Genomic DNA, 24,202 nt, shown 5'->3' with positions numbered 1-24,202 from the left:
AAACCTTTTAAGTGGACATACAAGGGTAAAGTCTTGGCTGTTTAATAGTCTGTGTATTTACGCCGAGCTGTACTAGGCTATGGCTGGCCTATGCGTAAATTTAGTTTAGAAAATTCCCTGGCTAAAGTAGCTAGCTCAAAGTTGAGTTTTGAAGCTATAAAAAAAATCTAGCTTGAACTAACCTTTAGTTGAGGAGATCACCTAAACTTTTGGCTAGGTATCCCAGAGCGCATACAACTATATACTGGTAACACTCTATTGCAATGACTAAAATATGCGTCCGATTCCTGAGTTTCTCCAAGCGATAACAGCCTATTTTTGAGGGCTACACCTAGCCAAAAGTTTAGGATTTTTCCTCGCAGACGCTGAGTTGCAAGCTGACTATTTGGCTAAGTTCATACTCAACTAAAAGCTAGAAACTTTTTAGGGTTGTTATCTTACGCTTAAAATAGTAAACCAACCAGAAAAAAAACCATGAACTTAATTAAATTGTCTGGATTATCGGCTTCAATCGTACTATCGTTCTCCATCTTTCAGCAGCCAAGCCATGCTCAAAAAGCAAGTACCTTTGCTACCAGTTGCACGGACATTTCAATCAATGGCGCTCAATTATATGCAACTTGTAACAAGAAAAATGGTACGACTCAGCGCACTTCCATTACTATTAAAGGCGTTCATAATCAAAATGGACAACTCGTGCAAGGTAATCTTAAGGAACAAAGTACGTTCAACCGAACTTGCACAGGCATCAGCATAAAGGGAGACGAACTGTCTGCCAATTGCCGCGGTGGAAATCAGCCATCTTCTGTCACATTACTAGGAATTGATAATAACGATGGCAACCTAACCTATTAGTTAGTGTAGTTGGGCGAGCGCTTACTTAGTCTGGTTGTAAAGCCGATCGAGGAACGCCCCAAAACTTCCTCTCCTCAGCAAGCTGTAGCGAGGGGGGGAAATCGCCACCCTGTACTCTCAATAAATCCTGAAATTAGGGGCAATTATGTTTGAATTTTTGAAACTCTATCCTAACAAGACTAGCTTTTTTGTCGGTACTGCTATAAATTTATGTACTTTTGTCTTGAGTACATCTCTTTGTGCTTTTGCTTCTGGATGCCCTAAGGGAAATCCCTTTTTTCCTTTGGCTACATTTTTAGGAGCACTTTTCGTTGGCATATATTGCAGTTGGCTGGTCAAAGGAAAACTCAAAGTCTTAGTCGGTTTTGTTGTTACCTTGTTAACTATATTTGCTGTAAGTTTGAGTGGTATTAGAGGGATTTTAGATACACTTTTAGGAGGGGAAAGCTTTCTGAGCCATTCACTACTTTATGGTGTTATTACCCTTGTATTTGTTTCTGCTATAAGTGTCTTGAATAAGTCGGAAGCTCAAAATTAATTAGCGGACTATTCTGAATACAGTGCGATCGGGCGGAGTCAAGCGCGCCGCTGACATTATCGAACAAGCTGTATTGACTCGGAAACCTGTTTTGGCTGAAAAATAGTCGCAGACTAAAATCTAAAATCTAAAATCGACTGATGGCTCACGCACCTCTGGTGTGGGGAGCAAATTTATGCTATGTTCGACTGCAAAGTTGACAGCGGTATGAATATGCTGACTCTTCCGGGCGTTGAAATCACAGAGCTCATCTACGAAAGCGCAAACTCCCTGGTTTACCGAGCATTCCGACAACCCGACAGTCTTCCCGTCGTCCTCAAAATCCTTAAAGAAAATTATCCCACACCCCAAGAACTCGCCCGCTATCGCACAGAGTATAAAATTACACAATCTCTGAAGCTGAGTGGCTGTATAAAAGCCTATGATTTGCAGCCATATCAAAACACGCTGGTGATGTTTGTCGAGGATTTTGGCGGTGAATCCTTGAAAATTTGGATGCAGCAGCAAAAATTTAGTATTGAAGAATTCTTGCGAATTGCGATCGCCACCACAGAAAGTTTACAACAAATTCACAGCGCCCACATCATTCACAAAGACATTAACCCTTCAAATATTGTCTTCAATCCAGCTAGTGGCGAACTCAAAATTATCGACTTTGGCATTTCCACGCAGTTAACGCGGGAGAATTACACCATCAAAAATCCCAACATTTTAGAGGGAACTCTTGCTTATATGTCGCCGGAACAAACTGGCAGAATGAATAGAAGTTTAGATTACCGCACAGATTTTTATTCCCTGGGTGCTACCTTTTACGAACTGCTGACAAACAAATTGCCTTTTGACACCAGTGATGTGCTGGAATTGGTACACAGTCATCTCGCTAAACAGCCGTTATCTCCATCTCAGGTGAATCCCGAAATTCCGCAAATTGTTTCCGATATTGTGATGAAGTTGATGGGGAAAAATGCTGAGGAGCGTTATCAAAGTGCGATCGGAATTAAAGCGGATTTAGAAGAATGTTTGGATCAACTGCACAGCAATAACAATATATCCGTTTTTCCCCTAGGAAGTCAAGATATTTCTGACCGCTTTCAAATTCCGCAAAAACTTTACGGCAGAGAGCGAGAAATTGATAGTTTACTAACAGCTTTTGAAACAGTCAGCAGTCACAGGCAAGATGCCTGTCCCACAAGCAATCACAGGCAAGATGCCTGTGCCACAAGCTCAATGATGCTGATTTCTGGATATTCTGGTATCGGCAAATCAGCTTTGGTGCAAGAATTATACAAACCGATTACTCAACAGCGCGGTTATTTTATCTCCGGCAAATTTGACCAATATCAGCGCAACATTCCCTACAGCGCCATTGTCAACGCTTTTCAGGATTTAGCCAAACAACTGTTAGCAGAAAGCGAAGCAAATCTCAAAGAATGGCGGAAAAAATTATTAGACGCATTGGGAATCAACGGTCAAGTCATGATTGATGTAATTCCTGAAATTGAATTAATTATCGGCAAGCAACCTGCGCCGCCAGAATTGGGCGCCGCAGAAGCGGAAAACCGCTTTAATTTTGTGTTTCAAAACTTCATTAAAGTTTTTACCAAACCCGAACATCCTCTGACAATATTTATCGATGATTTGCAGTGGGCTGACGGGGCATCCCTGAAGCTGATGCAACTGCTGATGAATGCTTCGCCAGCGGGACTGTTTTTAATTGGGGCGTATCGGGATAACGAAGTTTCCGCAGGTCATCCGTTAATGCTAACAATTGAAGAGATTGTCAAAAATGGGGCAAAAGTCGATCGCATTTTTCTGTCACCTTTGGATTTATCCTCTGTTACTCAACTGATTTCCGATGCCCTGAATTGCCCGGAATCAAGAGTCAAATCCCTTGCCGAGTTAGTCTTTTTCAAAACGGGTGGGAATCCTTTCTTTATGAATGAATTTCTCAAATCGCTTTATACAGAAGGCTTGTTACAATTTGATTCGCTCGCTTTCAGTTGGGAATGGGATTTAGACCAAATTCAAGCGAGGGGATTCACTGATAATGTTGTCGAGTTGATGGCTGGCAAAATTCAACGACTGCCTGATAATACGCAGGAAACGTTAAAGATAGCAGCCTGCATTGGCAATCAATTCGACCTGAAAACCCTCGCCTCACTTTGCGAAAAATCTGTGGGAAAAACGGCGGATGATTTGTACGCAGCCGTAGCAGAAAATTTAGTCGTGTTGCTGGGGAATATGGGAGATGTGGAATTAGAAATTGCAGGAAAATTACCCAGTAGCCAATCCGTAGAATACAAGTTTGTCCATGACAGAATTCAGCAAGCTGCTTATTCTTTAATCCCCGATACCCAAAAACCCGCTACCCATTATCAAATCGGAAAAATACTGCTACAACAAACTTCGCCAGAAGCCAGAGAAGATGCCATTTTTGGAATCATCAATCAATTAAATTATGGAACAGCTTTAATTACCTCACAAACAGAGCGAGATGAATTAGCCCAACTCAATCTGATTGCCTGTCGCAAAGCCAGAAGTGCTGCCGCCTATCAAGCGGGCCGTGAATACGCTAGCACAGGACTATCAATGCTGGGAGAAAATGCTTGGGTTAGACAATATGAAATGACTCTATCATTCCATAACTTAGCGGCTGAATTGGCTTTGCTCTGTGGTGACTTTGATACAATGCAACAGATCGTTGACACAGTTATTGCCCAGGTACGATCGTTACCAGAACAGGTCAATGTTTACCGAATTAGAGTTCAGTCAATTATTTTCCGAAATAACTTGAGTAAAGCTCTTGTCATTGCTCGACAATTCTTGCAACAGTTGGGTATTATTTTTCCTGACCAACCTGCACCGCATGATATTCAACAGGGAATTGCACAGGTAGGAGAACTGATGGGAGACAGAGAAATTGAAGATTTAGCTCGCCTCCCTCAGATGACGGATGGCGAAAAAATTGCCATTATGCAGATTGCTAGTAGTCTCATGTCAGTGACTTACTTATCTGGTTCTCCTTTATTTCCCTTATTAGTTTCCATGTCAGTTAAGCTATCCATTCAATACGGAAACACATCGGCTTCAGCCTTAGTTTATGTGCAGTATGGCGTACTTCTTTGTAATTTTTTAAAAGATGTGGAGACAGGGAAAAAATTTAGTTGTTTGGCACTCCAAGTCGCCTGTAAACTGAATGATAAAGTTTTAAAACCGCACGTTTTGCTGGCAACGCAATTACATTTTTTACATCGCCAATCCCACATCAAAGAAACATTAAAACTTATGCAAGAGAGCTATAGAAATGCCCTAGAAGTGGGAAATTATGAGGTTGCAGGATATAGTGTAAGTCAGTGGTGTGCCAATTCTTTTTGGTGCGGTCAGCCCCTTGTTACTTTGGAGCAGGAAACCCGCACATACTACAAGATTTTGATGCAATTGAATCAAGTGTCAACAGCTAATGGGTGTCGGCTTCTTTGGCAATTTATCTCAAGTTTATTGGGAGCTAGGGAGCAGTCTACTACGCTGTCTAGAGAACCTTTCGGAGAATCTGAATTCCTACCTCAATGGTTGTCTCCCCATAATATGTATCACGTGTCTGTATTCTATTTATTTAAGCTGATACTTTGCTATCTGTTTGGAGAGAGTGAATCAGCTCAAAGCCATGCCGTTGAGTGCAGACGCCATTTAATCGTTACTGCTGGACTGACTAATGAACCGCCGTTGTATTTTTATGATTCTTTGAGTATTCTAGTACAGTTGACCCCAGAATCTGAAGAGATATCAGAAGCATTAGAGCAGGTGGAACAAAATCAAACAGAACTGCAACAGCACTGGGCAAAATATGCCCCTATGAATCATCAGCATAAGGTAGATTTAGTAGCAGCCGAAAAATGTCGGGTTTTGGGACAGAAATTAGAAGCAATAGACTATTACGATCGCGCTATTCAAGGAGCCAAAGAAAATGAATACATCCAGGAAGCCGCCCTTGCTTATGAACTAGCAGCTAAGTTTTATTTATCGATAGGTAAAGAACTAACAGCTAAAGCTTATATGCAGGAAGCTCGTTACTGCTATCAACTCTGGGGTGCGGCGGCTAAAGTTAAAGATTTAGAAACGCGATATCCCCAGTTATTTGTGATAAATCAGCAGAAAAATCAAGAAATCTCAACCACTACATCAACTACGGGTAGCCGTTCTAGTTCTTCCTTGGATATCGCTACAGTCATGAAAGCTTCCGAGGCAATTGCTGGGGAAATTGTAGAGGATAAATTACTGTCCAAATTGATGAAGATTTTGATTGAAAATGTCGGCGCTCAAAAAGGGTACTTAATTTTAGAAAACCAGACAAAATTGCTGATTGAAGCTAAAGGCGCAATCTATGACGAACGCATAACTGTGTTGCAATCTGAACCAGTTGAAAATTGCCAGGAACTTTCAGAAACAATTATCAATTATGTCGCCCGAACCAAAGAAAATGTGGTGTTAAATGATGCCACTCGTGAAGGTAACTTTACGAATGATCCTTACATCAAATCACGTCAGCCTAAGTCTATTTTGTGTGCCGCTTTGATGAATCAAGGTCAACTCAGTGCTATTGTTTATCTCGAAAATAACCTCACTACACAAGCTTTTACGCCCGATCGCCTGGAAGTCTTACAATTGTTATCGGGACAAGCGGCGATCGCACTTACCAATGCTAAACTCTACGCGGAAGTCAAAGAACGCGAAAACCGACTGACTCAATTTATCGACGCTATGCCGATCGCGGTAACAGTGCATGACACCACCGGACAAATTACCTACGCAAATCAGACAGCACATCAACTAAGCGCCATTCCCACAATCCCCGAAGCCAATACTGAGAAATTAGCAGAAACTTATCAACTTTATCTCGCGGGAACTAACGAGTTATATCCCACCGCACAAATGCCAATCGTGCGTTCTTTGGGGGGTGAAACTGTCAAAGTAGATGATATCGAGTTCCACCGACCTGATAAGATTGTTTCCTTGGAAGTTTCCAGCACACCAATTGTGGATGAAACAGGTAAAATTAATTATGCGATCGCCACATTTCAAGATATCACCGATCGCAAACAAGCCGAAAAAGTTTTAGCTGATTACAACCGCACTTTAGAACAGCAAGTGAGCGATCGCACTCTCGAACTCCAGCGAGAAATCATCGAGCGACAACGAGCCGAAGACGCGGCACAACAAGCCAACCGAGCAAAAAGCACATTCCTCGCAAATATGAGCCACGAATTGCGGACTCCCCTCAATGCAATTCTGGGTTTTTCCCAATTAATGAATCGTTCTTCTAACCTATTGCAGGAACAGCAAGAACACCTGAGTATTATCACCCGCAGCGGAGAACATTTGCTTGAACTGATTAACCAAGTATTAGATTTGTCCAAAATAGAAGCAGGACGCACGACTCTGAACGAGACCAATTTTGACCTCCACCGCCTACTGGACGACATCGAAAATATGTTCCAACTTCCGGCAGAAAAGAAGGGATTGCAGTTATTAGTAGAGCGGATGGTAGACGTTCCCCAATATGTGCGGACTGATGAAATAAAATTGCGCCAAATCTTGATTAACCTCATTTCTAACGCGATTAAATTCACATCGGAAGGCGGCATTTATGTGAAAATTAAAAATCAGGATTTGGCTCAGCAAATCTGCTTTGAGATAGAAGACACGGGAGCGGGAATTGATGTTAGTGAATTAGACAAGATATTTGAAGCTTTTGTGCAAACTAAAACAGGGGAAGAATCGCAACAAGGAACAGGATTAGGTTTAACGATCGCACGTTCTTTTGTGCAGTTAATGGGAGGTGAAATGACAGTCAGTTCTCGTGCGGGAGGCGGTACTATTTTCAAATTTGACATTAAAGTTAATTCAGTTGAAAGTGCCGATCGCCAACGGGAACAGCCAACCAGACGAGTTATTGCGATCGCACCGAATCAACCCCGCTATCGAATTATCGTTGCAGACGACGCTTTTGACAACCGCCAACTGCTGGTTAAACTGCTTTCCGCGATCGGTTTTGAAGTCTACGAAGCCAAAAATGGGAGAGAAGCAATAGAAAAGTGGGAGCAATATTCACCACACTTAATCTTTATGGATATGCGGATGCCGGTGATGGATGGGTATGAAGCCACCAAACAAATTAAAGAGGGCAACCACAGGGGGATTGCCCCTACGGAAAACGAGGATTTTGTAGGGGTAGTGCCCCCGTGCCTACCCCAGACAGCAATTATTGCTATAACAGCAAGTAGTTTTGAGGAAGAGAAAGCCGTTGTCCTTTCTATCGGCTGCGATGATTTTATTCGCAAACCATTTAGAGAAGCAAACATATTTGATGCTCTACACAAACATATCGGGGTGCAATTCGTTTTTGAAGAACTAAATGCTGCCCCCAGTTTCACAGAAAATGAAGTAAATGTATTGACAAAAACCGCTTTTTCTGAATTACCTCCTGAGTTAGTAGCCAATCTTCAACAAGCCATTAGCAATCTCGATTTAGAACAGATGCAAATAGTCATCAGTCAAATTCGCGAAATCAATCAGCCCTTAGCTAGGGCAAGCGCAGCTTGCATTAAAAATTTTCAGTACGAACAGTTGCTAAATTTAATACACACATTAAGGGATGAGACATGAACAAAAACCTCAGTTTTACCCGCGAAGAAAGTATTTTAGTTATTGATGATTGTCCTGAGAACTTAAAACTTTTAAGCGGGATACTATCGGCTGCTGGGTATAAAGTTCACCTGGCTCCCAGTGGGAAATTAGCTCTTAACTTTATCAATGCCAACTTACCAGACTTAATTTTACTGGATATTATGATGTCTCACATGGATGGCTATGAAGTCTGCCAGCAGCTCAAAGCTACTCCTGAAACTCAAAATATCCCAATAATTTTTATCAGCGCTTTGCAAGAAGTTTTCGATAAGGTAAAAGCATTTTCTGTGGGCGGAATAGACTACATTACAAAACCTTTTCAACAACAAGAAGTTTTAGTGCGCGTCGAAAATCAATTGCGTCTGAGAAGGATGTCTAAACAACTCCTAGACCAAAATATTTTAGAAGAGCGCAACCGCATGGCGCGGGAAATTCACGACACTTTAGCGCAAACTTTTGCAGGCATTATCATACATTTGGGATCTGCTGAACGGGTAATAGTAGCAAATCCAGAACAAGCACAAGTACACATGAAAACAGTCTGCGAACTGGCTCGCTCTGGACTTGCTGAAGCGCGGCGATCCGTAGAATCTTTGCGCCCGCAACTGTTAGAAGATGGCGATTTGTATAGCGCTCTCAACCAAATTGCTAAACAAATGTCATCAGATACTGATACGCGCACTACTTTTGAAGTGGTTGGCACGGCATATTCCCTACCATTAGAGGTAGAAAATAACCTGTTGCGGATCGGGCAGGAAGCATTAACAAATGCTTTCAAATATGCCAAAGCTACGGCGATAAAAATTGAGTTGGTTTACGAAATATCCAAGTTTTTTTTGCGGGTGCAAGACAACGGACAGGGATTTGATACGGAAAGTTTCGGTTTTAGGAATGGCTTTGGTTTATTGGGGATGAGAGAACGCGCCGATCGCATTAACGCGCAGCTAACAGTAAACAGCAGCCCTGGAAACGGAACAGAAGTTATAGTTTCAGTTAATCGCCAGTAAAGTAAGGTGCACATTTCGCACCATATAGCAATCCTAAATAAGTCGTAAATTTTTTACCGCACCCCAACCCTCCCCAAGGCATCGGGGAGGGAGTAAGAAATTCACAAATGATTTAGGATGGCTATACATAGTAAGTTGGTAGTGAGATGTTCAGTTTTTTTTGATAAAATTAACAGGGTAAACATGATTAACCAATCAAATATTATTCGCATTTTAATTGCCGACGATCATTATATTGTGCGGCAAGGTTTAGTGGCGCTGCTGGAGCAGGAATCAGATGTTAAAGTTGTGGCGCAAGCCAGCAACGGGCAGGAAGCTGTGACAATGTTCCGCGAACATCAGCCCGATGTAACGCTGATGGATTTGCGGATGCCGGTGAGGGATGGAGTCGCGGCCATTACTGCGATTTGTGGGGAGTTTTCCAGTGCCCGGATTGTGGTGCTGACGACTTATGATGGCGATGAAAACATCTATCGCGGATTGCAAGCTGGTGCTAAGGGCTATCTGCTTAAGGATGCGGAACCAGAGGAGCTTTTAGCAGCAATTCGGGCTGTTTTTGAGGGTAAAAAGTACATTCCGCTGGCAGTGGGTGTTAAGTTAGCCGATCGCTTGAGTGGGCCTGAATTGAGCGCTCGCGAATTAGAAGTCATCCGCCTCATAGTCGCGGGTAAAAGCAACAACGAGATTAGTGAAGTTTTGCACATCAGTGAAAGCACCGTCAAGTTTCACATCAACAATATTTTGAGCAAAATGGGAGTTAGCGATCGCACGCAGGCCGCGATTTCCGCATTAAAACGGGGGATTGTCAGCCTGTAGTTTAATGAGGAGTATTTTTTTTACTGCTAAATATAGCAATCCTACATCATTTGTGAATTTCTTACGGACTCCCCTTGATAAAGGGAGGGTTGGGGTGGGGTAAAAAGTTTACGACTCCTGCAAGGATTGCTATATGACTATTATGACGACACATAATGATACATAATATCTTAAGTTTTATGTAAAAACTTTTTAGTAAGGCTAAGCTGGAACTCCTAGGACAAATTAGCCCACCTAAAAAAAAATGCTTTATTCATTTTTGTCCAAGTCTCAAGTCAAAGCCCGCGTTTTAAAACAGTTTGCAGCCGCTATTTCGGCGTCTTTAGCTCTTAGTGCAATAACCAGTGTGAAACCCTCGTCGGTATTAGCGGCTAGCCATATCCCCCCCGCAAATCAAACCTCGACTCAGCTAGCAGCAAAACCTGATTCTAGCTTGCAGCTAGGGCAGTTACGCAGCACTGTTCCCGTGCAGACAATGCAGCTCGATCCGGGCGGATTTATCCCGATCGCGATCGGCGGTATGATAATTATTCTGGTGCTGCCATTATTTTTTGGCGGATTGGTAGTAATTGGCGCTCGCGAAGTCGGAATTGTCAGTAAAAAGTTTAGCTTCGGCGGCAAGTCTTTACCGCCCGGAGATTTAATTGCCTTAAACGGAGAAGCTGGATATCAAGCTGATACTTTGCCCCCCGGTTGGCACTGGGGTTATTGGCCTTTGCAGTACAACGTTCGCAAAGAGTCTCTAACTGTAGTTCCCCAAGGTGAAATTGCTTTAATTATCGCCGCCGCCGGCGAGTCGATTCCGCCGCAGCGCATCCTCGGCAAAATCACAGAATGCGACAATTTTCAAGATGCTCGCAAATTTCTTAAAAGCGGTGGAGAAAAAGGTCGCCAACTCGGCATTCTGACGGGGGGCAGCTATCGAATAAATACGGCATTATTTACGGTAATTACAGCAGCTAATGCTCCCAAACACGGGATGACAGCGGAACAGTTGAAACTGTACAAAATTGCTCCCGATAAAGTGGGAGTTGTGACAACTTATGACGGCGTTCCGATCCAAGATGGCGAAATTGCAGGGCCAATTATTCCGAATCACGACAACTTCCAAAACGCGCAAAAATTTATCACCGCTGGCGGGCGACGCGGTTTGCAGGAACAGGTTTTGCTTTCCGGCTCGTGGAACTTAAATCCTTGGTTTGTCGGGGTTGACCAAGTGCCGATGACCGAAATCCCGATCGGCTATGTCGGCGCGGTTATTTCTTATGTCGGCAAAACCTCAGAAGATGTGAGTGGTGCTGCTTTCACTCACGGAAATTTAGTAAATGTCGGAAACAAAGGGGTGTGGGTGACTCCCCTTTATCCGGGGAAACATCCGCTGAATACTCGCATTTTGAAAGTAGAGTTAGTGCCGACTACTAATATAGTATTGAATTGGTCTGGTAAAACAGAAAGGCACAGTTACGACTCTCAACTTTCGTCTTTAACCGTGCGTTCTCAAGACGGCTTTGCCTTTGATTTAGAAGTAGCTCAGATTATTCATGTTGGCGCTTTGGATGCTCCGAAAGTTATCTCTCGCGTCGGTTCGATGCAGAATTTAGTTGACCATGTTTTGCAGCCTACAATTGGCAATTATTTCCGCAATTCTGCTCAAGCTTATTCTGTATTAGATTTTCTCTCGGCAAGAAGCGGCAGGCAAGCGGAAGCAGCCGAGTATATCAAAGCAGCTTTGCGTACCTACGACGTGCAGGCAATTGATACTTTAATCGGGGATATTTTGCCGCCTGCAGAGTTGATGCAAACTCAAACAGATCGCAAAATTGCTGAGGAACAGTGCAAGACTTATGAGGTGCAGCAATTAGCACAAACTCAGCGGCAACAATTGGTGCGGGAAACGGCGCTGGCTGAGATTCAACAAGAGATGGTGAAATCGGAACAAGGCGTGAAGATTTCTGAGTTAAAAGCGAATTCTCAGGTTAAACAAGCTCAAGGTGAAGCTGAGTCGATTCGGGTCAAGGGAAATGCTCAAGCTGAAGCTTATCGCGCGGGTGTTGTGGCTTTGGGAGGTTCCGGTTATACGGCTTTGCAGTTAATGCAAATTATAGGCGATCGCAACGTGCGAGTTGTGCCGGATGTTGCGGTAACAGGCAACGGTAGCGGTGGCGGTTTGGTTGATGGTTTGCTGGGGATGATGATGTGGAATCAAACGAGCAAAAATGGAGAAAATGGAGGAGAATTACCTGTAGTTAAGTTACAGAAATCCGAGCCGACTGTTTTGGAATCTGCGACAAAGTTACCAGTAGCAAAGGTGCATTCAGCAAAGTCAACCGTTGCGAAGTCTGAGGGTGTTGCAGAGTCTGATATTGATTCGCTGTTTGATGAATTGCCATTTGACGATCGATCTTTTAGTTAGGCTGTGCCGTTTGTAGCCAGAAATTCAGTCCTCTGTTATTGAAAGGGCGTCTTACCCGTTTGTAGTTTGGCGCGATACCTAGCCAAAAGTTCAGGTAATCTCCTCAACCCAAGGTCAGCTAATTCTGACCTTTTTTTATAGCTAAAAATTCAACTTTTAACCAGCTCTCTTTGCGAATGAGTGTTATAAGCTTAAAACTTAATTGACATTGCAATTTCAAAAGGCTAGCCTAGCTTCAATTGGAGTTTAGCTACTTAGCACTGAGGGTAAGTTATGCAATTTTCAACGATAAATTTAGATACATTTTCTCATGCGAGTCTCCTGGGATTCGCTGCCTTAACAGCCTATATTCTCACACTGCTTCCCACAAATTTGATAATTGTTTTCCCTCTCACAAAAACAACTGGCTTTCCGAAATGGCTGCTGAAATATCGCCGTTTCATTGGTCTCCTCTCTTTCTTTTTAGCTGTAGCTCACGGATTCATATTTTTCAAACAAAGAAACTTTGATATCTTTGATATCAAAACTTATTTTGTTTACTTCCAGGGAGTAGCCACATTCATTATTTTTACTCTTTTGGCTCTCACCTCTAACGATTGGAGTGTGAAAAGGCTCAAGAAAAATTGGAAAAAATTGCAGAGTCTCACTTACCTTGCTATGTTTTTAGTAACCTGGCATATCTGGGATAAAATGGCCGATCACTGGACATATTTAACGCCTGTTGGAATTGCAGCTATAACCGCCATAATAGTTTTATTCCTCTGTCGCACCTGGATTCAGCGCCAATCTAGACCACAAAAACATCAGCCAACCGCCGACAAAGTAACAGTGCTAAATAAAAGTGTTGGATAGGATTTCTCCCAGTGAGAATGCAGCCGAAACCTCCGCGATAATTTTGTGGAATTGAAATCGGGAAGTTTATTTTACACAAACTGAGTTTTGGAGGTCATGTTTATGATATCAAAAGCAGTTAAATGGAAAACTTTAGCCTTGACATTAACAGCGGTTGTAACTGCGGCTGGCATCGGCTTCTATAGGTATTTTGCGGAATTGAAAACAACTGTATCGCAGTTTAAATCGGGGCTGTTCACTCAATATTCTCGCAGTTTTAAAGATAATTCAGGGTGGATTTATGCGATCGCACTCAGTCAAGACGGCAAAACTTTAGCCAGCGGGAGTTATGGCGGCATTATCAAAATCTGGAACTTGCAAACCGGCAAATTACTTTACACCTTAAAAGCACATACCGATGCAATTGAATCCCTCGCCATTAGTCCTGACGGCAATCTTCTGGCTAGCGGGAGTTGGGATAACCGGATTAAATTGTGGAACCTCAAAACTGGCATACTCATCAATACGTTGAAAGGTCATGCGGATGATGTCAAGGCAATAAGTATCAGTCCTGATGGAAAGTTACTCGCTTCTGGAAGTACCGACAAAACTGTAAAAGTGTGGAATTTTTCCGATGGGAAACTACTCCGCACACTTCCAGATACAGACTGGATTAAATCTGTCGGTTTTAGTCCGGACAGTAAAATTTTAGCAACCGGCAGCGAGAATGGAACTATCAAGATTTGGTGGCTTGATGATGGCGGCAATTACACGCTGACGGGGCATTCCGGGTCGGTGGAATCAGTTGCTTTTAGTCCTGACGGCAAAACTTTAGCGAGTGGCAGTGCGGATAAAACTGTTAAGCTGTGGCAGTTTACAAATGGAAAAGTTCTGCATACATTAACAGGGCATTCCGGCCCGGTGCTCTCAGTTGCTTTTAGCCAGGATGGACAGGCTTTAGCTAGTGGCAGCTACGACACAACTATCAAGCTGTGGAACTTTAACACAGGTGAACTTATGACAAATTTTGCGGCTCATTCTAAGCCAGTTTGGTCAGTCGCTTTTAGTCCTCAAGCTACTGTCTTAGCCAGCGGCAGCGGAGATGAAACTATTAAGCTTTGGCCTGTACCTGTCCCGCTTGCGACTCAGGTTAACTCTCCAGCGCCAGAGGTAGAGGCAACACCTTCGGAAATTATCTCGCCCGGTGAAATGGCACAGTTGAACCGGAAACTTTACGACCAAATTGACAACAATTGGCGCTCGACTCCCACCTTCAACACTTCATTAGTTTATCGCGTTACCGTGAATGAAGAAGGGGCAATTATAGATTATCAGCCACTAAACCACGAAGCGGTTGATTTTCTCCCAGAAACTTCTCTTCCTTCCTCTCGTAAAGCTGCTCGTAAACCAAAGCTTTTTAGTCAATTTCAGGTAGTGTTCAAACCCTCTGGGGTGCTTGAAGTTAACCCGTGGCAAGGGTGGAATTAATCTTACTAATTATCTCGCTAATTAGGTTTAATTAGGAGTTAATTAATTACTGAAAGACTCGATGTAATTGTCTTCTGGTTCTTGCTTATTCCTCCTTTTCTCTCACTCATAACTCTTGAGGTAATTCATCGCTCTTGAAATCTTTGTACCGATCGCAGTACAATCGATCGATATAGCATCTGAGGAATCTCCCCATGTCCGAACAGTTTTCCACTGAGATTAGCGACCGCATCTGCGCTCACATGAACGAAGACCACGCTAGTGCTGTAGTGCTGTACGCTCAAGCATTTGGCGGCAAACCAGAGGCAACGGAAGCTCAAATGCTCGCTATTGATGCCAACGGCATGGATTTAACCGCTAAAGTCAACGACGAAACAGTGCCCGTCAGAGTAAATTTCGATCGCACTTTAAAAGACGCCGAAGATGCTCACCACACTCTCATTGATATGGTGAAACAAGCTCGAAAAGTTGCTAAGTAGTCAATTGCCTACTATTCTGTTATAATTTTAACGTTTGCAGTACGAACTTTAGTCTGGTTAAATAGTTGTTAACGACTCAAGTCCTTAGTGAAAACCTTTAGTTAGGTTAAGTTTTTTTAAAGACTAAAGTCCGTACTGCCAAAAAAATATTTAATAAAGTTTAATTTTACTCTAAAATTTCCACTAAAATGACAGAAAATTACCCAAACCCCAAAGAATTAGATGTCGTCAAGGGCAGTAAAAATAACCATTTCGAGGCACTGGTAAAGCGATTAGATTTGATGATTCGCGCCCGCTATTCCCTGCTGTACATTGTTGGCGCGGAGGAAGAACCGGTCGAAGCCGTAATTGCCCAAGTAGCGCTGCAAGTAACTCCCGCGCGCCGGGTGTTGTTCTGGGATCTTGTGCGGGGCTGGGAGGATAACGGTTCTGGGAAAGGTTCGGTAATGGCGGCGCTCGATCGCGTCAGCAAAACCGCTGTTGAAGAATATACCATATTTGTACTGCGGGATTTGCACCCTATTTTGAAATATCCATACACCGAAAAAAATGCGGCGGTAGTGCGGGAATTGCGGAATTTAACGCGGGAATTGAAGCGTAGCAAAAAAACTATAGTTCTTACTTCTCATACGCTGGAATTGCCGGAGGAATTGAAAGAAGAAGTAACAGTAATTGATTTTCCTTTGCCCAACGTCCAAGAAATCGACAGTTTAATTTCCCACGTTGTGGAAAAGCCGCAACAGTTGCAAGTTAGCGGTTTAGCAAGGGAACAGTTGGTTAAAGCTTGTCAGGGTTTGAGTCGTGCTAGAATCGGGCGGGTTTTGGCTAAAGCTTTGGCCGCCAAACAGCAAATTAACGAGTCAGATATTGACGGAGTTTTGGAGGAAAAACAGCAAGCAATTCGACAAACGGGCATTTTAGAGTTTTTTAACTCCAGAGAATCCCTAAAAAGTGTGGGCGGCTTGGAGAATTTGAAACAGTGGGTAAAGATGCGGCAAGATGCTTTTACTGACGAAGCGCGTCGCTACGGCATACCGAATCCGAAAGGAGTTTTGTTAGTAGGAATTCAAGGCACTGGCAAATCTTTATCTGCGAAAACAATAGCCTCAGAATGGCGTTTGCCACTGTTGCGATTGGATACTGGGAGATTGTTTGGCGGCGTGGTCGGGGAAAGCGAAAGCCGCGTCAGGCAAATGATACAATTAGCAGAGGCGATCGCACCTTGCGTTTTGTGGATCGATGAAATAGATAAAGCCTTCGGCAACATTATCAGCGGTGGCGACGGCGATTCGGGAACTTCGCGCCGGGTATTCGGCAGTTTGATTACTTGGATGCAGGAAAAAACCAGTCCGGTGTTTATTGTCGCCACTGCAAATAACGTCAGGATTTTGCCGGCAGAGTTGCTCAGAAAAGGCAGGTTTGATGAAATTTTCTTTTTAAATTTGCCCTCAGAATCGGAAAGGCAAGATATTTTTAAAGTGCATTTGCAGCGTTTGCGGCCGACTAGATTGCGCGAGTTTGATTTGGCAGTTTTGGCGAAGTGCGCTGAGAATTTTAGCGGTGCAGAAATTGAACAAGTCGTAATAGATGGATTGTATCGAGCCTTTGGCACTTTTGTCAACGGACAGCGCCGGGATTTGATGACCGAGGATATTTTGAGGTCGATCGAGGATACAGTACCTTTAGCTGCGATCGCGCGATCGCAAATTGAAGATTTGAAGCGCTGGGCGGCGGAAGCGGGCGCGAGAACTGCATCTAACGATACTCACTTAATTGATGAATTGAAACGCTACAGCCAGCGGCGAAGGGATGCGATCGACAATTAACTTAATTTCTAGGGTGCGTCAGTTAATGTCTAATTAATTCTCGAAACAATTACACCTGACGCATCTTCCTAATCGCATGGTGCGTCACTTCATGGCTGATTAATTATCCCAAATATCTCCCGTTATGACGCACCATACTACTACGAACCTAATTTAAAAACATCAGCAAGAATAGCACTTTCCTCAACCATTCTCCCCGCATCCGGCGAATCGTAAACCACTAACAGCGAATTCTGCTCCCCCAAATACGGAAACAGGCTCAACCCTTCAGCATTGTCCGTACCCACTTTAAAAGGCAAGTCAAACAATACCTCCAAATCTCCCCCATCTTGCCCAGTAATACTGTCGCCCGATCGCCCTAAAATCCCCTTTAACCGAAAAACCCTCGTCGCCCCAGATAGAGTCATCGTCGGCCCGGCTAAAACAATCAAATCTTCCCCGTTCCAGCACAATTCTCGCACGCCCAAACCGTTCAAATCAACAAAATGTTTGTTGTACAATTTCCCTCCTTCCCCAATTTCCTTAAGCCTTAAAACTCCCGCTTGGGCCTCTTCAACTTCTATCTCTAAAATTATCGCCCAACCCCGCAGCACCGGCCCCCGCAAACCGAGCAAAATGCGATTTCCGCGCACCGCCAACCCTTCAATATCAAAGCCATTTTCTTTACTCGGAATCGGCACAGATAAATACAAGCCGATGTGGCTGTCATCTTTGAGCGCATCTGTCAGCAAATTGCCTGTTTCTGTCCGCTGAAGACATCCCGCTTTCAGTTGGGTTTCGGGATTGTTTGAAGGGGAAATTGACTCGCACAAAATCCCGTCTTTCATAGGAATGCGCGCCAGCAAATAGCGGTTGACCTCAGTCTCGATTTGTGCTAATCTTTCAATGTCTTTGTCTGCGTCTTTGCCTTTAGTTTTTTTGCGTTTTGTGCTGTGAGAACCCATCAGCCACAGATAATCGCCGCTGAAATCCATTCCTTCGATATCGATTTCGGATTTTCCAGGTAGATCGATAAAATCCGCGATCGCAAATTTTTGATGTTCTCCAAAAATATGAGGCGCTACAGGTGACAAACGCTCGATCGAAGTCGTTTCATCGGAACCCACCCACAAATTGCCATCGGGAGTTAAAGCAACAGCGGATAAGTCTGTAATAATATCAGCCGCTTCGCTGTTTAATTGCAGCATCAGCCGGCCGAGCAAAAAGGATTCTGGCATAATTATTAGAATCAAAAGTATTGTTATGGTCAGTCATTATAGCTAAAGCTGCTTGAAACTGATATCTTGCTACAGGTGTAATAGTCCGCCGGGAATTAATTTTCCGTCTCAAAGCTTGCATTCAGTTAAAACTGAGATGTTGCACCATTCTCAATAAAGCTTTTATGGGCGGGCTAGAAGCCCAACCCCTACTCCCCACAAGAAAATTTAATTTTTGTGGAACAGGCATCTTGCCTGTTCGCGTACCCACCCCACAAGAAAGAAAATTCATCTGTTGTGGAACAGGCATCTTGCCTGTTCATGACAGAGGTGCAAAAAGAAAATTCATCTGTCGTGGAACAGGCATCTTGCCTGTTCATGAAAGAAGTGCAACATTTTAGTTAAAACCGACTCAAAACTAAAACATAAAATTAAAAAAATATCCTCCTCATGCCTGATAGCGAGGGATTCCGCTTTCAGATAGGGATTTTTCACCCCAGGCGGCCCCAACCGCAGTCACCGGTGATTATTCCGCAAACCGAACCTCCACAGACGGATAACACCCTAATGGAAGCATTAACATCGCCGTTACGTTTCGTTACGATAAGGAGACAGAGAGAAAAACCTCTCATTCGTAAAATCAGAGGTAGCCATTATGAACGGTACATTTCGCGTCGGCAACCTGTTTGGGATTCCCTTCTTTGTCAACGCATCTTGGTTTTTAGTTCTGGGTTTAGTAACCTGGCAGTACGGCGGTGCACTAGCTGCCCTGTTCCCCACGTTGGGCCCCGTAGCGCCCTGGATGCTGGGATTATTCACAGCGTTACTGTTATTTGCTTCCGTCTTAGCCCACGAATTAGGACACAGTTGGGTAGCCATTAAACAGGGAATTGGCGTGAAATCGATTTCGCTATTTCTGTTTGGCGGACTGGCTAATTTAGAAAGAGAATCTAAAACCCCCGCAGAAGCATTTTGGGTAGCCATTGCAGGCCCGTTGGTCAGCTTATTGTTATCCGGTTTGTTAACAGCGATCGGCATCGGTGCTGGTCTCACAGGCCCCGCAGCGGCCATCGTCGGACTTTTAGCTTCCATCAACTTAGTTTTAGCCTTATTTAACTTAATTCCCGGTTTGCCCCTCGACGGCGGCAACATCCTCAAAGCAATTGTCTGGAAAATTACTGGCAACCCTTACAAAGGTGTAATTTTTGCTAGCCGCGTCGGTCAAATAATTGGTTGGATTGCCATTGCTACAGGCGTATTCGGCAACATTTGGAATCTAGTAATCGGTTGGTTCTTACTACAAAATGCCGGTCAATCTGCCCAATATGCCACAGTCCAAAATCAACTGGCAGGCCTGACAGCCGCAGATGCTGTTACCCCCGAAAGTCCGATCGTCTCCCAAGACTTGTCCCTCAGAGAATTTGCCAACAACTACGTGATCGGTAGCACTCAAACCTGGCGCAGGTTCCTGGCAACAGATGATGCCGGACAATTGGTAGGGGCGATCGACCTAGACGACCTCAAAACCATTCCTACCGGAACTTGGCCCCAAGTTTTCGTCAAAGAACTCCTGAAGCCGATCGAATTTTCCACCACCGTCAAACCGGAATTATCCCTCCTCGAAGTCGTCACCCTCCTAGAACAACTCAAAGTACAAGAACTCCCCGTCATTCGCGAAAACGGCGTTCTCGTAGGACTTGTAGAAAAAGCTGAAATTGCCCGCCTGTTACAAAGACGAGCCGAAGCCAACCCTGCTTGATATCCTCAGATACTTGACAAATAACAGTTAACCCCCTCGATTTCCCTTACCAAAAGGGCGATCGGGGGGGTTAACTCTAGCTTGAAAAAAGTCAAGTCAAACACTCAATTATTAGCAGCAAATCAAGCATGATAATTATCGGAGTGTATTGAGCATCTGAGCGAGGATTTTATGCCCTATCATGACTATTGTGGCAGTCGCTCAAATAACTGTTCTGGGAGCATCAATGCAGAACAGCTAGTTTATAGATAAGGTGAGCTTAGCCGCACCCGAAAACTCAGCAATCTACAGCTCAATTTCAGCAATCAAATCTAGTATTTTTTGATAATCAAAATTATATAGATGATTCCTCAGAACTTCCGCAAAAACATCATTATCGCTGCCGATTTCCTCAATAGTTGTGGCAATCAAGTCGAAGTCAGCCTCACGAACTGCCTGTTTTAGATTGATCGTCCATTCTGGGGAAACTTTCGGCTTGGAGTTCAGCGTAAATATTGCAGCACTATCAGATAGTTTTTCTTGTACCATACTTGAACTCTTCGATAAATCATTAACTTCAACATATTTATTGATGACTTCACCAGCACCCGCTGCGATAACAACTGGAATGTCAAACTTGAAGACTGTACCGTGTCCCACTTCGCTCTCGACGGTAATGTCGCCGCCCATTAATCTTATGAACTCGCGGCTGATGTTTAATCCTAAACCCGTACCTGTTTGAACTTTCTTTTCGGATGAAGTTTGCACCAATAATTCAAATATGCTTTCTAATTGTTCCGGGGGAATTCCCACTCCTGTATCGGAGATTTCAAAGCAAATAAAAACTGTTTTTTGAGGTTTTCCAACATTTAAAACAGCGTTTGTTGTAGGCTTAATTATTCCTGATTGCTTTTGCCCTACTGTGACTGAAATTGAACCAGTTTCGGTAAATTTAACCGCATTATCTAATAAATTAATCAGCACTTGTCGCAACTTAATATCATCACATTCCACGTATTGGGAAACATCGGGAGAGCAGTCAATAATTAATTGCAATCCTTTATTTTTTGCCGGAATTTGGAACATATTTTGCACGTCCCCCAGCAAGCGGTACAAGTCAAAAAGTTTGGCGTTGAGTGTCATGCGCCCAGCTTCAATTTTAGATAAGTCTAAGATTTGATTGATCACCTGAAGCAGGTGCTCTCCGCTGCGGCGAATAATTGTGATATTTTCTTTTTCCGGCAAAGTTAAATTAGCGCTGGGTTCCATTAATTGAGCGAAGCCGAGAATGGCGTTGAGGGGGGTTCGCAATTCGTGGCTCATGTTGGCGAGAAAGATGCTTTTAGTTTTGTTGGCAACTTCTGCGGCTTCTTTGGCTTGTTTGAGTTCTTGTTCTGCTTGTTTGCGATCGCTCGTATCAATGATTATGCCGTGCCAGACAATATCTCCATTTTCGCGCAATTCTGGTCGAGAATAACCTTGCAGCCATTTGAGTTTTCCCGATGCTGTCACAATCCGCCACTCGTGGGAAAATAGTTCTAGATCAGTGGCACTTTTGACAATTGCCTCGAAGTGACTGGATCGATCGTCCGGGTGCATTTGTTCGTAGAGTAAAGCAGAGTTGTTCAGGATTTCCTCCGGCTCTAATTCTTGAATTTCTCGGCATCGAGGACTGATATATTCCATCTTGACTGAGCCGTCGGGATGCTGCACGAATATGTAAAGTTCTCCGGGAACAGTGCTCGCTAATTTGTGAAACAGAGCTTCGCTTTTTTGCAAGGCTAATTGTGCTTGTTTGCGCTCGCCAATATCAATCCCAAATCCAAACAAGAAATCCAGGCGGCCACCTTCGTCGAGAACCGGTGTGCCGTGCCACTCGACTAACAAAGTCCGATCGTCAGAAGTGAGAATGCGATGTTCGTTAACCGTTTGCTCCCGCGCTGTTACGCCCGTAAAAATTGAATGTAATCCGGCTCGATCGCTTGGGGGTACAAATGTCGCTAAGTAATCCTTGCCTACAACTTCTGTGGCAGTATAGCCCACCGCTTCCAGGATACTGTTATTCGCCAGCAGGATTTTACCCTCAGAGTCGATCGCCACAAAAAAAATCGGAGAATTTTCGATAATCTTTAAGTTAAAGTCGCGCTCTTGACGGATAATTTTTTCAGCTTGCTTGCGTTCCTCAATTTCGAGCTGCAAGCGGGCATTGATCGAGGCTAGCTCGATCGTGCGATCGACTACTTCAATTTCCAGAGTACGGTTGTAGTCAGCCAATATTTGCTCTGCCTGTTTGCGAGCCGTAATATCTTTAAAAACAGTAAGAACATAAAGGATATTCCCCGCACCGTCAAACACCGGCAGTGCTCGCACTTCCAAACGAATATTTTTCCCGTCTCGGCGAATATCCATATCTTCCGCAATCACCTCGAAGCCACTCAACGCCCGTGCAAACGGCATTTGATCGGCCGGGTAAAGTTGATCGGTTCCTGTTATATAAGTTTGATAAGCTTCTGCTAGCTCTGTTGCAGTAGCATCGGGCATTTCTCCCCTACCCAATATCTGCTCACCCGCCGAATTCATGAAAATAACTGCGCCGCCCGGAGTCATCGCCGAGACTCCAACAGGCAAATTTTCTACCAGTTGGGCAAATTTTTCTTCACTTTCTGCCAAAGCTTGAAAAGACTGTTTCAGTTGAGCTGCCATTTCGTTGAAAGACTCGGCTAATTCGCCGACTTCCTCCAGCCTACTGACACTAACAGCGCGATCGAAGTCTCTGGCGGCAATATCTTTAGCTGCTTCGTTGAGCCGCAGCAGCGGCAGCGTTACCCACCTCGCTGTCAGCACTCCAGCAATTGTCGATAGCAGTAGCGCCACCAAACAAAGTAAAATTGTAGTGCGCGTATTTTTGTTAATTTGCCCCATGAAATCGGATTCGGGAACTGCGATCGCAATCAGCCAGTTCAAACCGTAAACATCAGAAAACGGCAGCACTTCCACAAAATATTCCTGCCCGTCTCGGCTAAATTTCAGTTGCTGCCGCTGCTTAATGTCGCCAAAGCCCCCGAAGTGTTGGTACAAATATTTAGCTGCGGTGCGAATGACAGGAGTTTGGCTGTCTAAAACATTCACCCGCTGCAGTTGCTGCTTTCCCGACATCTTTCTAAAGGGTGATTCTTGACTCGAACTGGCAACCAGCAAGCCCGATCGTTCGATCGCGAAAATTTGTCCCGTTTTGCTAAACTTGATGCGATGGAGATATTGCTGAAGTTCCAAGAGCGAAAAGTTTACTGCACTAACTCCCAGCAATTTACCATTTCGATCGCGAATCGGTTGGCTGGCAGCAATAAAAACAGTCCCAGGAGTAAAACCTGGATAAATGCTCGTCCAAATCGGTTTGTTAGCTGCGACAGCTTCTTTGTACCAGGGGCGGAGACGGGCATCGTAGGTTCCGGGTTCTACCTTTAATTTAGCGGTGCGAGTTCCTAGGCCGTCTGTAGCGTAGTATATGTTCTGAGACTTGCTAGACTTGTTCGCCGCGACAATTTGCAAGCTGTTATCCGTGGGGTTGCGCCAAATGCCGAGATATTCTCCTGATTTTGCAGCACCGAAGGATATCCATTGAATGCTTTTAAAAGATCGCATTTGCTGCCAAAGGAACTTCTCTCCCCGAGGCTGCGGCTTTTCTAACTGTAAGTTTAATTCACCGCGCTCGATCGCTTCAGCGTTAAGTTTATTTACCCACTGGGTAGGTTCGAGAAAAGAAATCAGCTTTTCTTCAACTCTCTTTCCCGTCTCCGCGATCAATTTATCGGCGAGTTCTTCGACTGCTTTGTCTCCGTTGCGAAAGGACAGATACCCGACAATCCCGACTACGGCGACAATTTGCAGCACAAAAGAGGCAACTAGAAGGCGACGCAGGGAGATTTTTGTTTGGTGTTGAGAAGTTTTACTCGCGAATCGGGGCAACGGCATAGGCTGATGACTAATTGCTCCCTAACACTTTAACTGTTCCAGCCTGTAATTTCACTCACGGGCGATCGAGGTGTTTCCTTGCCCTCAAAACCCCTCGCATACAGACACAAATCAGGAGCAAGCACGAGACTTATACAATTTTAGATTTTAGATTTTAGATTTTAGATTAAATAATTCCGAATGAATGATGAAGCTCTTGCTTTCGAGCTTCGCTACAGTTGCACTCTTGTTTTCAACGGGTATGACGCACTGTTAGCTGAGAATACCTCCGCCATTTTCTTGCTTTCGTGAGTTTCCTAGCTCAACCAAACCTGCTTCTTGCCTGGAACCTCGACCATCGAAACTCAACATTCATCCGT

13 protein-coding genes are annotated in these 24,202 nt (G+C 44.0%); 11 read left to right on the top strand and 2 right to left on the bottom strand.

The genetic code is table 11. The features are described 5' to 3' along the window. Window positions 1-474 precede the first annotated feature (474 nt). From QUA90_RS23020 to QUA90_RS22975, 10 genes are all read left to right on the top strand, one after another. The gene (locus QUA90_RS23020) at window positions 475-855 is read left to right on the top strand and encodes a CVNH domain-containing protein (RefSeq protein WP_333447927.1); all 381 of its coding nucleotides are present in this window, start codon (window positions 475-477) and stop codon (window positions 853-855) included. Between the two features lie 145 nt (window positions 856-1,000). After that, window positions 1,001-1,393 (top strand): hypothetical protein, encoded by a 393-nt coding sequence (locus tag QUA90_RS23015; protein WP_333447926.1) that lies wholly within the window; start codon window positions 1,001-1,003, stop codon window positions 1,391-1,393. 180 nt (window positions 1,394-1,573) lie between these two features. Then, on the top strand, window positions 1,574-8,056 hold the full coding sequence (locus QUA90_RS23010) for an AAA family ATPase (protein WP_333447924.1): 6,483 nt from the start codon (window positions 1,574-1,576) through the stop codon (window positions 8,054-8,056). Further along, entirely contained in the window at window positions 8,053-9,084 is a 1,032-nt protein-coding gene (locus tag QUA90_RS23005) for a response regulator (protein WP_333447923.1), read from the top strand. Before QUA90_RS23010 ends, QUA90_RS23005 begins: the two co-directional genes overlap by 4 nt. A 186-nt stretch (window positions 9,085-9,270) precedes the next feature. Beyond that, window positions 9,271-9,900, top strand: coding sequence for a response regulator transcription factor (locus QUA90_RS23000; protein WP_333329211.1), 630 nt, complete (start codon window positions 9,271-9,273; stop codon window positions 9,898-9,900). Window positions 9,901-10,144: 244 nt separating this feature from the next. After that, a complete protein-coding gene (locus QUA90_RS22995; protein WP_333447921.1) occupies window positions 10,145-12,313 on the top strand; it encodes a flotillin family protein in 2,169 nt (722 codons plus the stop codon). Between the two features lie 273 nt (window positions 12,314-12,586). Continuing rightward, window positions 12,587-13,165, top strand: coding sequence for a ferric reductase-like transmembrane domain-containing protein (locus QUA90_RS22990; RefSeq protein WP_333447919.1), 579 nt, complete (start codon window positions 12,587-12,589; stop codon window positions 13,163-13,165). 102 nt (window positions 13,166-13,267) lie between these two features. Continuing rightward, window positions 13,268-14,632, top strand: coding sequence for a WD40 repeat domain-containing protein (locus QUA90_RS22985; RefSeq protein WP_333447917.1), 1,365 nt, complete (start codon window positions 13,268-13,270; stop codon window positions 14,630-14,632). Between the two features lie 194 nt (window positions 14,633-14,826). Further along, window positions 14,827-15,111, top strand: a complete 285-nt coding sequence (locus QUA90_RS22980) for a DUF2470 domain-containing protein (RefSeq protein WP_333447915.1) — start codon at window positions 14,827-14,829, stop codon at window positions 15,109-15,111. Window positions 15,112-15,299: 188 nt separating this feature from the next. Continuing rightward, entirely contained in the window at window positions 15,300-16,937 is a 1,638-nt protein-coding gene (locus QUA90_RS22975; RefSeq protein ID WP_333447913.1) for an AAA family ATPase, read from the top strand. Window positions 16,938-17,077: 140 nt separating this feature from the next. Here QUA90_RS22975 and QUA90_RS22970 read toward each other — a convergent pair whose 3' ends face one another. Beyond that, on the bottom strand, window positions 17,078-18,154 hold the full coding sequence (locus QUA90_RS22970) for a DUF3616 domain-containing protein (RefSeq protein WP_333329145.1): 1,077 nt from the start codon (window positions 18,152-18,154) through the stop codon (window positions 17,078-17,080). Window positions 18,155-18,788: 634 nt separating this feature from the next. Between QUA90_RS22970 and QUA90_RS22965 the strand changes: the two genes are divergently transcribed. Continuing rightward, a complete protein-coding gene (locus tag QUA90_RS22965; protein ID WP_333329142.1) occupies window positions 18,789-19,892 on the top strand; it encodes a site-2 protease family protein in 1,104 nt (367 codons plus the stop codon). Between the two features lie 285 nt (window positions 19,893-20,177). Here the strand turns inward: QUA90_RS22965 and QUA90_RS22960 are convergent, their stop codons facing one another. Then, a complete protein-coding gene (locus QUA90_RS22960) occupies window positions 20,178-23,843 on the bottom strand; it encodes a PAS domain S-box protein (protein WP_333329139.1) in 3,666 nt (1,221 codons plus the stop codon). Between the last annotated feature and the right edge of the window lie 359 nt (window positions 23,844-24,202).

Source organism: Microcoleus sp. D3_18_C4 (genome assembly GCF_036702355.1).
In the GTDB taxonomy this organism is placed as follows: Bacteria; Cyanobacteriota; Cyanobacteriia; order Cyanobacteriales; family Microcoleaceae; genus Microcoleus.
This window is presented reverse-complemented; position numbering and strand designations above follow the sequence as displayed.